This is a genomic window from Altibacter sp. (assembly GCF_019913785.1).
Lineage (GTDB): Bacteria > Bacteroidota > Bacteroidia > Flavobacteriales > Flavobacteriaceae > Altibacter.
On the sequence record NZ_JAIOHK010000074.1, the window covers coordinates 1 to 13,156 of the forward strand.

10 protein-coding genes, 1 tRNA gene and 1 pseudogene are annotated in these 13,156 nt (G+C 40.4%); 9 read left to right on the top strand and 3 right to left on the bottom strand.

All coding sequences use genetic code 11. The features are described 5' to 3' along the window. A pseudogene (locus K8F54_RS13120) lies at positions 1–270 on the top strand (hypothetical protein); the annotation flags it as partial. Positions 271–581: 311 nt separating this feature from the next. Here the strand turns inward: K8F54_RS13120 and K8F54_RS13125 are convergent. Next, positions 582–654: transfer RNA gene (locus K8F54_RS13125), tRNA-Phe, on the bottom strand. A gap of 146 nt (positions 655–800) precedes the next feature. Here K8F54_RS13125 and K8F54_RS13130 point away from each other — a divergent pair. From K8F54_RS13130 to K8F54_RS13160, 7 genes are all read left to right on the top strand, one after another. Then, positions 801–1,535 (top strand): type III pantothenate kinase, encoded by a 735-nt coding sequence (locus K8F54_RS13130; RefSeq protein ID WP_290791691.1) that lies wholly within the window; start codon positions 801–803, stop codon positions 1,533–1,535. Next, on the top strand, positions 1,529–2,767 hold the full coding sequence (locus K8F54_RS13135; protein ID WP_290791693.1) for a hypothetical protein: 1,239 nt from the start codon (positions 1,529–1,531) through the stop codon (positions 2,765–2,767). The genes K8F54_RS13130 and K8F54_RS13135 overlap by 7 nt, the downstream gene beginning before the upstream one ends. A 19-nt stretch (positions 2,768–2,786) precedes the next feature. Then, positions 2,787–4,148 (top strand): hypothetical protein, encoded by a 1,362-nt coding sequence (locus tag K8F54_RS13140; RefSeq protein WP_290791695.1) that lies wholly within the window; start codon positions 2,787–2,789, stop codon positions 4,146–4,148. A gap of 29 nt (positions 4,149–4,177) precedes the next feature. After that, complete coding sequence (gene lptC / locus K8F54_RS13145) at positions 4,178–4,750, top strand: LPS export ABC transporter periplasmic protein LptC (protein ID WP_290791697.1); 573 nt, start codon at positions 4,178–4,180, stop codon at positions 4,748–4,750. Continuing rightward, complete coding sequence (locus K8F54_RS13150) at positions 4,740–4,940, top strand: hypothetical protein (protein WP_290791699.1); 201 nt, start codon at positions 4,740–4,742, stop codon at positions 4,938–4,940. Before lptC ends, K8F54_RS13150 begins: the two co-directional genes overlap by 11 nt. Beyond that, positions 4,940–6,187, top strand: coding sequence for a hemolysin family protein (locus K8F54_RS13155; protein WP_290791701.1), 1,248 nt, complete (start codon positions 4,940–4,942; stop codon positions 6,185–6,187). Before K8F54_RS13150 ends, K8F54_RS13155 begins: the two co-directional genes overlap by 1 nt. Before the next feature lie 184 nt (positions 6,188–6,371). Beyond that, positions 6,372–8,471 (top strand): peptidylprolyl isomerase, encoded by a 2,100-nt coding sequence (locus tag K8F54_RS13160; protein WP_290791703.1) that lies wholly within the window; start codon positions 6,372–6,374, stop codon positions 8,469–8,471. A gap of 52 nt (positions 8,472–8,523) precedes the next feature. Here the strand turns inward: K8F54_RS13160 and K8F54_RS13165 are convergent, their stop codons facing one another. Both K8F54_RS13165 and K8F54_RS13170 read right to left on the bottom strand, forming a co-directional pair. Next, the gene (locus tag K8F54_RS13165; RefSeq protein WP_290791704.1) at positions 8,524–9,432 is read right to left on the bottom strand and encodes a GYDIA family GHMP kinase; all 909 of its coding nucleotides are present in this window, start codon (positions 9,430–9,432) and stop codon (positions 8,524–8,526) included. After that, complete coding sequence (locus tag K8F54_RS13170; protein ID WP_290791706.1) at positions 9,432–10,745, bottom strand: hydroxymethylglutaryl-CoA reductase, degradative; 1,314 nt, start codon at positions 10,743–10,745, stop codon at positions 9,432–9,434. The genes K8F54_RS13165 and K8F54_RS13170 overlap by 1 nt, the downstream gene beginning before the upstream one ends. Positions 10,746–10,888: 143 nt before the next feature. Here K8F54_RS13170 and K8F54_RS13175 point away from each other — a divergent pair, with 143 nt between their 5' ends. Then, entirely contained in the window at positions 10,889–13,102 is a 2,214-nt protein-coding gene (locus tag K8F54_RS13175) for a S9 family peptidase (protein WP_290791708.1), read from the top strand. Positions 13,103–13,156: the final 54 nt, after the last annotated feature.

Sequence of the window (13,156 nt, forward strand, 5' to 3'; positions counted from 1 at the left end):
CGGCAATTGCAATCTTATTATAAATTAATCGACAGGAACAATTACACTGTGGTTAAATCACTTCTAATTGGTCCCGAATTTACAGATGATTTTATTAGCGAGTGTGAATTAGAGTATGATTTAAACCTCTCTTTAATTACAGCAAATACCCTCTATGAAATACTTCTTGGTTTTAGAAATAATAATAAACATGAAATATTTCCTCATAAACTTTTATTTAGGGATGTTGTAATAAGTGAGGAAAGAATTTTAAAAGCAATTAAGCGATAGTTTACCGATTTTGTGATACCTCCAGGATTCTTTCGCCTGTGGCGAATATTCCTTTGGTTCCACTGCTGCAAATACAAAACCAACTGCCTCTGGCAGTTTGGTTCTTTATTCTCAGCTTCTCAGAAAAGTAAACTTTTCTTCGAATCTTCCAATAAAAAACCCGAAACTTTCGTTTCGGGTTTTGTGAGTGATGTGGTACCTCCAGGCATTCCCTCACCAAGTTCGGGACAGGCTTCGATTCGTTCTGCCTACGGCATAAAAAAAGCACCCTAAAAAGAGTGCTTTTCTGTCGATACCCCTCGCGGGGCTCGTGGTACCTCCAGGAATCGAACCAGGGACACACGGATTTTCAGTCCGTTGCTCTACCAACTGAGCTAAGGTACCATAATTGAGAGCGCAAATATAACCCTATTTTAGCTTTTGCAAAATATTAATGGAAAAAAATAAATCCACATTTCATTTTCAATTTAATACACAATTAACAACACCTTATAACTACATGTTGTATTTTTAACGCCTTATACCGTACAATGAATTTAGTTATCGATGTAGGGAACACGTTGTTGAAACTTGCAATTTTCCAGAAAAACAAGTTAGAGTTTAAAAAAACGTGTCTAAAAAAGGACTTTTTGGAGCTGCTGGGGGAGGCTTTCGAAGCATTCCCGAGCATCACAAAGTGTATTGTTTCGTCGGTGGGGCAATTCACCGACCACCAATTGCTAAAATTAAAACAACGGGTTCCGGTATTGGAATTATCCCACGAGCTTTCCTTACCTTTTACGAATAAATATAGCACTCCTAAAACATTGGGTGTAGACCGGATTGCACTAGTAAGTGCGGCTGCTAAAGTATATCCAAAAAGGAACGTACTTATTATAGATACTGGAAGTTGCATTACATACGACTTCCTTTCGGAAGACAATGCCTATCTTGGTGGGGCCATTTCACCCGGAGTAGAAATGCGATATAAGGCGATGCATACGTTTACAGCAAAACTTCCGTTATTGGAAGCAAGTTCGCCTAAAATGATGGTGGGAAATACTACGGCCGCCTCGATGCACGCGGGTGTTGTTCATGGTGTTTTATTTGAAATAGATGGCTTTATTTCGGCATATAAAGAAAAATATGACGATTTAACAATTATTTTAACAGGTGGAGACGCTCATTTTTTGCGAGATAGCTTAAAAAATGACATCTTTGCCAACTCAAATTTTTTATTGGAGGGCTTAAATTATATTTTGGAACTTAACAACAACGAATGTTGAAGCGAATCATAATTGCATTATTTCTACTCATTACCGGCGTCACTATGGCCCAAGATGGGACTATTTCACCTTATTCTTTTTATGGAATTGGAACTTTAAAGTTTAAAGGTACTGCCGAAAACAGATCGATGGCAGGAATTAGCGTCTATACAGACAGTATTCATCTAAGTCTTCAAAATCCGGCTGGAATAGCCGATTTGCGTTTGGTGAATTATTCCATTGGAGGGAGCCATAAATATGTAAATCAAAGTACATCGACTGAAGAACGAAAGGGTTCTACCACTACTTTAGATTATTTAGCAATTGGTGTGCCTATGGGAAAATTTGGTGCAGGATTTGGCCTAATACCTTACACTTCGGTTGGATATAGTTTACAATCTATTGATAGTATTACAACTACGACCTATTCGGGTTCAGGTGGTTTGAACAAGGCTTTTTTGACCTTGGGATATAAGGTGACTGACAAGTTAAATATAGGAGCAGAATTAAATTATAACTTCGGAAATATTGAGAATACAACTATTAGTGATATTGGTGTCCAATATGCAAGTAGAGAGATTAATAAGTCAGATCTGTTAGGTTTCAGCTTTAATTTTGGGGCATCGTATCGTACGATGGTTTCTGAAAACCTTGAATTTTCTTCATCGCTTTCCTATACTCCGGAAACGAGTTTTAATTCAGAAAACAGCAGGACGCTTGCTACCGTATTGTTAACTAGTGGAGGAGGGATTGGAATAGTACAGGAAGATGAGGTTCCCGTGGAAGATACTGATTTTACATTTCCGTCGCAGTACACCCTCGGAGCAGGGATAGGAAAACCGAAAAATTGGTTTGTTGGAGCAGAGTATACTAACCAAAAAACGAGTAATTTTACCAATCGCACTTTCGATATCTCCAATGTAATGTTCACCAATGCTTCAAAATATCGCGTTGGAGGATTTTATATTCCGAATTACAACGCCTTAGGAAGCTATTGGAAGCGAGTTGTTTATAGGGCCGGAGTTCGTTTTGAGGAAACAGGAATTAATGTAAGTGGGCAAAATATAAACGAGTTTGGCATATCTTTTGGAGTTGGTTTACCGGTAGGGAGATTGTTCTCCAATATGAACCTTGGATTTGAGATGGGTAGACGCGGAACGAAAGACTTTGGGTTAGTTCAAGAGAATTTCTTCAATACATTTTTAAGTTTGTCTTTAAATGACAAATGGTTTGAAAAAAGATATTATGATTAATAAAGTAAACAGTTACACTATGAAAGCGAAAGCAATTTTATTTTTAGCAACCTTATCACTAACTATGGGTGGTGTCGTGTATGCACAAGCTCCTGATGATTGCAATATAACTTTGTCTCTATTTGCCGAACCAGCCAAAGCAAAAAATTATGAGGCGGCTTTACCTCATTACGAAAAAGTTATTGCCGAATGTCCAAAATTTAGTTTAGCGACCTATCAATATGCTGAACGCATGTTCAAGCATTTTATTGATAATGGTGATAAAAGTAAGGTGAATGACCTTATTAAATCATATAACCTACGATTGGCAAACTTCCCGACGAAAACAAAAGAAGGAGATATTCTTTCCGATATTGCTCAAGTTAAGTACGACAACGGAATTGGTTCTAAAATGGAGCAGTTTAGTGCTTTCGATTTGGCTTTTAAGAAAGATGCTGAAAACTTTACAAGTCCTAAAAGCTTATACACCTATTTTTCATTAGCAGTCGACCTCTATAATAGCGGTGAAAAAGATCTTCAGGATGTATTCGACCTATACGACGTGGTATATGCTAAAATCGAAAAAGAAGAAAGTGATTTGGCGTCTAAGTTGACTCAATTGTTAGACAAACAAGATTCTGGTGCAACCTTAACCTCAAAAGAGACTAAATACCTAAAGGCATACGAAACAAACTTAGAATCTTATGGCAAGGTTAAAGGAAGTGTGGATGGTAAATTAGGTCAGTTGGCCGATTGTCCTAACTTAATACCTTTGTACAAGAAAGATTTTGAAGCTAAGAAAACCGACATTACCTGGATAAAAAGAGCAGCCGGACGATTAAGTGCCAAAGATTGTGACGATCCATTGTTCTTTAAATTAGTGCAAGAACTTCACAAGTTGGAACCATCTGCCAAATCTGCTTATTACTTGGGTAAATTAGCTGAAAAAGATGGAAAACCAGGTCAGGCGTTGGAGTATTTTAATCAGGCAGCCGAGTTGGAAACCAATCCAAGTGATAAGGCTAGAGTGTATTATAGTATCGCAGAAAACTTCCGTAAAAAAGGAAGTAGTGGGCAGGCTAGATCGTATTATATGAAAATGGTCGAAGTAAAACCTTCAGCAGGTATTGCCTACTTAAAGATCGCCAATATGTACGCAGCCAGTGCTAACAACTGTGGCACTACTACCTTCGAAAAAAGAGCGATTTACTGGAAGGCTGCCGAAATGGCGAGAAAAGCTGCAAGAGTAGATGGATCTATTGCCGGTTCAGCGAATGCAACTGCCGATAGCTATGAGCAACGGGCGCCTTCAAAAACCGATATTTTTTCTGAAAATATGGCTGGAAAGACCATTAGCTTTAACTGTTGGGTTGGGGGCAGTGTAAGAGTACCTAACTTATAACATCCTTCACGCTTTAAGCGTGACACAACATGAAAAAATTGAAACAGATGCTTCAAAGCGTGATAGTACTTTTAGTTACTATCACGCTTTTTGCATGTGAAGGAAATTACCAAAATGTGCAACAATTAAACCTGGCCGATGGTGCGCCTATCGCCGAAGGAAGGAATATCAATTTAAAATACACCGATTCGGGACGCGTGGTCACCAATTTAATTGCTCCGGTATTAAACGATTATTCGAACTTTCAGTTTCCGTATCAGGAATTTCCCGATGGAGTGGAAGTACGGTTTTGGAACGAAAAAAATGAAAAGAGTGTAGTCACTTCAGATTATGCCATTCGATTTGATCAAACAAATATCGTAGATTTGCGAGACAATGTGGTACTGGTGACTAGTGATAGTCTTGTCCTCAAGGCTGAGCAACTGTATTGGGACCAAAAAACACAATGGGTGTTTACAGATCAGCCGTACCAAATCAAATTTAAAGACGGATCGTATAACGACGGGGCACGCTTCGATTCGAGTGAAGATTTTACAAACTTTTTATCCCGAAAGAATCAGGGAATACAAATTATAGATCAAAAGAAAACCGATGGGAACTAAAATTTACCGCATTTTTGAGTACGCATATATTTTAATGGCTGTTGTTTCAATCTATGTCGCCTATGACAATTGGACTGTGAATAGAAATAAGGCCTATCTATTTGCATTCTTTACCGTAGTTGCTATTTTTATGTTCTTCTTTAAACGAAGGTTTAGGAGAAACATGGAGGAACGTAGTAAAAACCGTTAATGGAATACATTCTTATTATCGTAATCATGCTTATCCTCTCCGCTTTTTTTTCGGGGATGGAGATAGCGTATGTTTCTTCAAACAAGATTCATATTGAGATCGAAAAAAAACAGAACAACTTTTTAGCCGGAGTCCTTAAGAAAATTACCAAACGCCCCTCAAAATTTATTGCTACCATGTTGGTGGGCAATAATATTGCATTGGTGGTCTATGGATTCTATATGGGCGATCTTTTGATGGAAAAGATGCCGGAAGCGTTTTCGGGCTTGTTGGTCCAAACGATCATTTCTACCTTAATCATTTTACTCACGGCCGAATTTCTTCCCAAAGTGTTTTTTCAGATCTACGCCAATAGTTTGGTAAAGATATTTGCGGTTCCTGCCTATCTGTTTTACCTGTTGTTTTCGGTGATTTCTGAATTTATCATGTGGATCTCCGATCTGGTCTTGCGTATCTTTTTTAAGACCGAAGGGGATACCATTCAGCTCACCTTCAGTAAAATTGAATTGGGAAATTATATTACCGAGCAAATGGAAACGGTCGAAACACCCGATGATATTGATACTGAAATTCAAATCTTTCAGAATGCCTTGGATTTTTCCGAAGTGAAATCTCGCGAAGTGATGATTCCCCGTACCGAAGTGGTTGCCGTGGATATGGAGATGACGCCTAAGGAACTGAGCAAGCTCTTTACCGAAACCGGGCTTTCAAAGATTCTGGTCTATAAAGACAATATCGACGATATTCTGGGCTATGTGCATTCCTTCGAATTGTTTAAAAAGCCTACCGACCTCCAAAAAATACTCATGCCGGTGGTCTTCGTTCCTGAAACCATGTTGGCAAAGGATGTGCTGAACATTTTGAGTAAGAAACGCAAGAGTATTGCCGTTGTTATTGATGAATACGGAGGAACCTCCGGTATTATGACCGTGGAAGATATAATTGAGGAATTGTTTGGTGAGATCGAGGATGAACATGATTCGGTCGAACTGGTAGAAGAAGTACTCAGCGAGAACCACTATAGATTCTCTGCACGACTTGAGGTAGATTATCTAAATGAAACCTATAAATTAGACCTTCCCGAAAGTGAAAACTATGAAACCTTGGGAGGGATGATTGTCAATACCACCGAAGAAATCCCCGATCAAAACGAAACCGTTGAAATTGAGGATTATACTATTCAGATTCTAGAAGTTTCAAGTACTAAAATCGAAATGGTCGAACTGAAACGAAATACTGAAGATTAGATTTTTACGATTTCTTTATTTTTTTCAAAAGGAACCTTTTATAAATGGTGGGAAAATGGTATTTTCGCCCCCTAAATTTAAAGGAACTAATTTCTAAAATTTAGTCCTAATTGTTTAATTAGGTCAATTTTAGGGTAACAATTTCCTTCTCAATCAAGCGAAGGAGGATAAATTTGAACGACAGATGGCAGTTTTAAATAGTATTAGAAAAAGAGGAGTATTCCTTATCGTAATTATCGCAATGGCCTTATTCTCTTTTGTTTTGGCAGATGTGATTCGCAATGGGGGTTTCTCAAGCAATAAAGGTCAAACTACGGTAGCTACCGTGAATGGCGTTGACATTCCAAGACAAGAGTTTATGGAGCAGGTAGAAGCTACACAACGTTCTTTAGGCCCCAATGCACCTTCCAGTCAGGCAATGGACATTGTTTGGAAGCGTGAACTGCGTCGTGTGCTCTTGGAAGAGCAATACGAAGAACTGGGTCTTATTGCCGAATCTGCGATGACAAATAATGCATTGGCTAAATTTCTTGCCGCCAACCCTACGTTTCAGGACGAATCGGGTGCATATAGCGAGGCAAAAATGTTAGAGTATGTGGCCGATATCAAAGCGAACAGCCCGCAGGCCTACCAGCAATGGCAGGATTATGTGAAGTCTACACAACAATCGGTTTTGGAAACCACCTATTTGAATATGGTAAAAGGTGGGATGATTGTTACTCAGGCAGAAGGGGAGAAAGAATATCGATTTGAAAACGACAAGATCAATATCGAATTTGTTCATGTACCTTATGCCAACATTCCCGATGCCGATGTGCCGGTAAGTGATGAAGAAATTACAAAATACGTAAAAAGCCATGCTTCCGAATTTGAAGTAGACCCTATGGTCGATATTCAGTATGTGACTTATTCGGAAGTGCCATCACCAGCCGATATGGAAGCCGCAAAAACTGAAATGGCTTCATTAAAAGACTATGTAATTGTTAGTGGCGATACCTTACCGGGATTAGGTGCAGCTACCAATTATGAAGAGTTTGTAAATGCAAATTCAGATAATCCCTATGTCGATTCTTGGTATTATAAGAAGGAACTGCCTGCATCTATTAAGGATACAGTCTTTAAAATGAACGTGGGAGATATTTATGGCCCCTACCAGGTAGGTAACGCCTTGAGCCTTACAAAATTGATTGGGAAACGTCAGCTTCCCGATTCGGTCTCTGCAAGACACATTTTGATTCCTGCTGGTTTAAACCCAACGGACAATGTTACTAGAACCGACGAACAGGCAAAAGCTACAGCCGACAGCATTGTGGGTGTGGTTAAAGCGAATCGTTCTAAATTCGCGGACTTGGTGACGGCAATGTCTTCCGATAGCGGAAGCGTAGAAAAAGGCGGTTTGTATGAAAATTATGTATATACGGCAATGGTTCCCGAATTTAGAGATTTCACTTTTGAAGGGAAAAAAGGAGATGTTGGCGTGGTGAAGTCGCAGTTTGGGTATCACGTGATCGAGATCATGGACCAGAAGAACTTTCAAGATGTGGTAAAGACCGCAACCGTTATGAAAGAAGTGGAGCCTTCAGAAAATACCATCAACGATATATTTTCGAAAGCTACCAGCTATGAAGTAGCAGCACAGGATAGAAAATTCGACGAGATTGCAAAAGAGCAAAATTCTGAGGTAAAACCCGTCAACCGAATTGGAGAATTGGATTCGAACATCCCGGGGTTGGGAAGTAACCGTTCTGTTGTGACATGGGCTTTCAACGAAGATACCAAAGTAGGCGATGTAAAGCGTTTCAATGTGCCTTCTGGATATGTAATTGTACAACTAACGCGTAAGAATCCAAAAGGATTGCAAAGTGTCGCAGAAGCCTCTGCTAAGGTGACACCAATCTTACGCAACGAAAAGAAGGCAAAGAAAATCCGTGAGTCTATTAGTGGAACAACCTTGCAAGAAATGGCTTCAAGTCAGAATGTGACAGTTAAAACTGCAACTGCAGTTACTATGGCTGCTCCTACCTTGGCCGATGCCGGTACCGAGCCAAAAGTGGTAGGCGCTGCCTTTGGCAAGAAAGCCGGAGAAGAAACCGGATTTATCGATGGTAAGACCGGCGTGTTTAAAGTACGGGTGTTGGCAGTGAACAAAGCGCCAGATCTAGAGAACTATGCTTCATTTGCAAATCAGGCAAATGCAAAGGTACTTACAGGTGTAAATACGAAAGTGTTTAATGCCCTTGAGAAAAATGCGGAGATCGAAGATAACAGGGCTACTTTTTATTAAACCCTGAAAAAGTTTATATAAAAGCCTCCGTGACGAATGCTGCGGAGGTTTTTTATTTTAGCATGGTCCTAAAATCGATAATGGTACTATACCCTTTATCACGGAAATAATCTTTCTCTGCTTCCCCTCCCGTGGCCAATACAAAATCACCACCCCAGGCACCTAAGCTTTTTATCGTTCGTGGATAATCCGAGAAACGTTCCTTTTTAATCGTTGGAAGCTGAATTAATTCTGAAATAAGTTGTTCGTGCTGATCTAATAAGGCTTCAAATTCTGAAAGAGCCGTATAGACAAGGAGCTTCTTATTGATATCATCTATTTCGGTAAACATCTTCGTATCTACCGAAGCATTTTTATAGCGTACAATACCTTCTTTACTATCCTGCTTCCGATTGAGGTGCACAAAGAACAACTGATCTTTAAAATCCCAGGGCGATGTGACGCGCTTTATGATTGGTATTCCGTCTTGGAGTCGATATAATATAGGGCCGTCACTTTGTGCAGCAGCAATATCGTAACCACTTCCACCAAAACTTTTCCGAAGCAACACAAATGCATCAACCTGCGCCCATTGCGCTATATTGTTGATTAAGGTTGAAGAGGTGCCCAGGCCCCAATTTCGAGGGAAATCGAGCCGGGTGGTAAGATTCCAGCCGTTGGCTTCCTGTAAAAAATTCGGATTGAGTTGTTGGGCTGAAAGAAGGATGTTGTGCAAGATTTTTGAAGTCTTGTCTTTATCGAGTTGTTTCAGTTGTCCTTTTTCGGAAGTAAAATTACCCTCAAACCAGACCGCATCGTTTTCGTCCAAACTTTTCCAATGAATTCCGGCTTTTTCTGAAGGAACAATTTCCAGAGATTGTCCGTATTTGGTTGGGATGGCTATGGCCGAAGCACCGTCCAAGACCACGTATTCGCCAGTGAGTAATAATTTGCCGTTGCTGTAGAAAGTCTGTTTCAACATCAATTCCGAAGGGTTTCAACAAAGTGTTCCACGGCACTATGTGTAATACTGTTCTCTTTAAAATAAGTCACCGCCTTTTCTTTTTCTATATCGGAAGCGTGCAACTGATTTAAGATATTCATCAGATGCATTTTCATATGTCCCTTCTGAATTCCGGTTGTCACCAAAGAGCGGATGGCCGCAAAGTTCTGTGCCAAACCGGCCACGGCCACAACTTGCATCAGGGTTTTTGCATCTGGTTTTTGTAAAATATCGAAGGCTATTGCTACCATCGGATGTAAGGAGGTAAGTCCGCCAACGGTGCCCAAAGCCAACGGAAGTTCAATCCAAAATCGAAACTCCCCGTTTTCTACGGTGGCATGTGTCAGGCTGGTATAATTTCCGTCTTTGGCGGCGTAGGCGTGGACCCCGGCTTCAACGGCTCTAAAGTCGTTCCCTGTTGCAAGAACAACGGCATCTACCCCATTCATTATCCCTTTATTGTGGGTGACGGCCCTGCGCTTTTCGGCTTTGGCAATGGCGACAGCACGTACAAATTTGGCAGCAAAGGTGTTGCCATCTATTTTTGAGTCATCGAGCATGTCCACAGGACAGCTCACTTCGGCGCGAACCAAACATTCCGGGACATAATTGGAAAGGATACTTAAGACGACTTCCGGATAGGTATTATTTTCTGAAAAAGGTGTAAATCGTTTTGCTTCGGCTTCGAAGGTGGTTGCTATTTGCTCTAAACAACTGTTGATAAAATTGGCACCCATGGCGTCTAGCGTTTCAAAGGTTGCATGTAGTTGGTAATAGCCTTCAAGGGTTTCGGTGGCGTCAATAAGTTCCAGACTGTGTAATCCACCACCTCTTTTTTGCATGTTTTTCTGAAGCTCGGCGATGCTGTCGATCAGCTTCGGTTTTATCGCTGCAAAGAAAGTACTTAGGTGAGCCTCCTTTCCGAAGTAATTAATATGTACCTGCCCATTCTTTTGGGTCGAAATCACTTCGGCTTTAAATCCGCCGCGCTTTAACCAAAATTTGGCAGCGTTGCTGGCCGCTGCCACCACCGAACTTTCCTCAATCACCATGGGAAGTGCGTACAGGCGTTCATTGATCAAAAAATTAGGGGCGATTCCGAAGGGGAGGTAGTAATTGGTAAGCGTATTCTCAATAAAATCGTCGTGTAGCTTTTGAACCTCCGTATCCGGATTCCAATATTTTCTTAAAGTAGCCAAGGCATCTGGATCATTATCGAGATAAGTTTCGACCAACCATTGTACTTTTTCTGCTTTCGACTTTTTAGAAAATCCTGAAACGGGCTTCGGCATATTCTGGAATTTAAAAAACAAAGATACCATTTATAGTGAACCTTTTGAAGGCTTATTTACTAACAAATGAGAGGTATTTAACATAAAAACTGCCATAATTTCGTTAAAATTTAGTAAACTTGGCGTATCAAAATTTTAACAGTTTGAAGAGATTATTTTCGGTTAAGGTGCTACTGCTATTTATAGCGACTATTTCTACTTCCGTAGCACAGCAAAAAGAGATCACATTAGAAGATATTTGGGGAGGCACTTTCCGTACAGAACGACTGGATGTATTGCGTTCGTTGAACAATGGAAAGGAGTATTCCGTCTTAAATTACGATCGCGAGAAAAAGGCATCTACCGTGGATGTATACGATTATAAAAGCGGTAATAAGGTGCGTACGTTGGTCAATACCGAAGACTTGCCGGGAATCGACTATATCATATCCTATGAGTTCAGCAGTGACGAATCCAAATTGATGTTGGCAACACAGTTGCAGCAAATCTATAGAAGATCATCGTTGGGGACCTATTATGTGTATGATATAAAGTCCAAAAAATTGACGTTGGTATCCAAGGATCAAATTCAGGAGCCCACGTTCAACCACGATGGAAGTAAAATTGCCTATGGATATGACAATAACCTATTTGTAAAGGACATATCGAATGGGGAGGTTCGGCAAATTACCACCGATGGAAAAAAGAATAGCATTATAAACGGAATTACCGATTGGGTTTACGAAGAGGAATTTGCCTTTGTACGGGCCTTCGATTGGAACAAGGACGGCAGTAAGATTGCCTATATTCGTTTTGATGAAACCCATGTCCCCGAATTTTCCATGGATGTGTACGGAGGTGATTTATATCAAACCCAACAGGTGTTTAAATATCCGAAAGCGGGTGAGGCCAACGCCTTAGTGACCTTGCATTTATACGATTTGAACTCCGGAAACACTTCAAAGGTAGATATTTCGAAATATAACAATTACTATATCCCGAGAATCAAATGGACCAACGACGCCGCTATCCTAAGTGTTCAATTGACAAACAGGCACCAGAATGAACTCGATCTGGTATTTGTAAATGCAGCCAATAGCACTTCGACATTGGTACATAAAGAAAAAGATGCTGCCTATGTTGATGTGACCGATGATCTCACCTTTTTAAACGACAATAGTTTTATCTGGACCAGTGAGAAAAGTGGATGGAATCATATCTATCATTACGATAAGACCGGGAAGTTGATCAATCAAATTACCGATGGAAAGTGGGAAGTGACCAAGTATTACGGATTCGATCAAAATACGGGGCGTGTCTTTTATCAGAGTACGGAAAACGGCAGTATTAATAGAGATATCTATTCTGTACTTCGTTCCGGTAAGAACAAAGTGAGGTTGAGTGATAAAACCGGAAGCAATAGCGCTGCCTTCAGTTCGGACTTTACGTATTTTATAAAAACTTTTTCAGACACGGAAACACCCTATGTTTTCACTCTGCATGATGCAAAAACGGGAAGACAACTACGTGAAATCAAAAACAACAACGTCTTAAAGAATCAGCTAGGCGTTTATAAAACTTCTCCCAAGGAGTTTTCAACGATCCAGATCAATGGTGAAGACCTGAATATGTACACCATTAAACCGAAGGACTTCAATCCCAATAAAGAATATCCACTGTTTATGTACCAATATTCCGGTCCGGGCTCACAAAATGTGTCCAACAGCTGGGGAGGATCGAACGATTACTGGCACCAAATGTTGGCACAACAAGGATATATTGTAGTATGCGTTGATGGGAGAGGTACTGGTTTGAAGGGACGCGACTTCAAGAAGATGACGCAAAAAGAACTGGGAAAATACGAAGTGCAGGATCAAATTGCTGTTGCCCAAAAGCTAGGTGAATTGCCTTATATTGATGCAAACAGAATTGGAATTTGGGGATGGAGCTATGGAGGCTTTATGGCGGCCAATTGTTTGTTTCAGGGTGCCGATACGTTTTCTATGGCCATATCGGTAGCTCCGGTGAGCAGCTGGCGTTTTTACGATACAATTTATACTGAACGCTATATGCAAACGCCTCAGGAAAACCCGTCGGGATACGATGAGAATTCACCCATTTCGCATGTGGATAAATTGAAAGGCGATTTTCTTTTGGTACACGGTAGTGCCGATGACAACGTGCATGTGCAAAACACCACACGCTTGGTAGAAGCATTGGTGCAAGCCGATAAGGATTTTGAATGGGCTATTTACCCCGATAAGAATCACAGTATCTATGGTGGAAATACACGCCTACACTTATTCAAGAAAATGACCAAGTTTATCCATGAAACCTTGGGCGATCCAAAGGAGCAACTTATTCAAATTAAGAACTAGCAACTATAAATTCTAACTAAATACAATCACTATGTCGACAACTCTCCAAAATCA

Coding starts and splice junctions, on each gene's coding strand:
- K8F54_RS13165 (WP_290791704.1), bottom strand. CDS start 9,432: ATGTTGAAACAGACTTTCTACAGCAACGGCAAATTATTACTCACTGGC.
- K8F54_RS13155 (WP_290791701.1), top strand. CDS start 4,940: ATGGAATACATTCTTATTATCGTAATCATGCTTATCCTCTCCGCTTTT.
- K8F54_RS13150 (WP_290791699.1), top strand. CDS start 4,740: ATGGGAACTAAAATTTACCGCATTTTTGAGTACGCATATATTTTAATG.
- K8F54_RS13170 (WP_290791706.1), bottom strand. CDS start 10,745: ATGCCGAAGCCCGTTTCAGGATTTTCTAAAAAGTCGAAAGCAGAAAAA.
- K8F54_RS13135 (WP_290791693.1), top strand. CDS start 1,529: ATGTTGAAGCGAATCATAATTGCATTATTTCTACTCATTACCGGCGTC.
- K8F54_RS13140 (WP_290791695.1), top strand. CDS start 2,787: ATGAAAGCGAAAGCAATTTTATTTTTAGCAACCTTATCACTAACTATG.
- lptC (WP_290791697.1), top strand. CDS start 4,178: ATGAAAAAATTGAAACAGATGCTTCAAAGCGTGATAGTACTTTTAGTT.
- K8F54_RS13160 (WP_290791703.1), top strand. CDS start 6,372: ATGGCAGTTTTAAATAGTATTAGAAAAAGAGGAGTATTCCTTATCGTA.
- K8F54_RS13130 (WP_290791691.1), top strand. CDS start 801: ATGAATTTAGTTATCGATGTAGGGAACACGTTGTTGAAACTTGCAATT.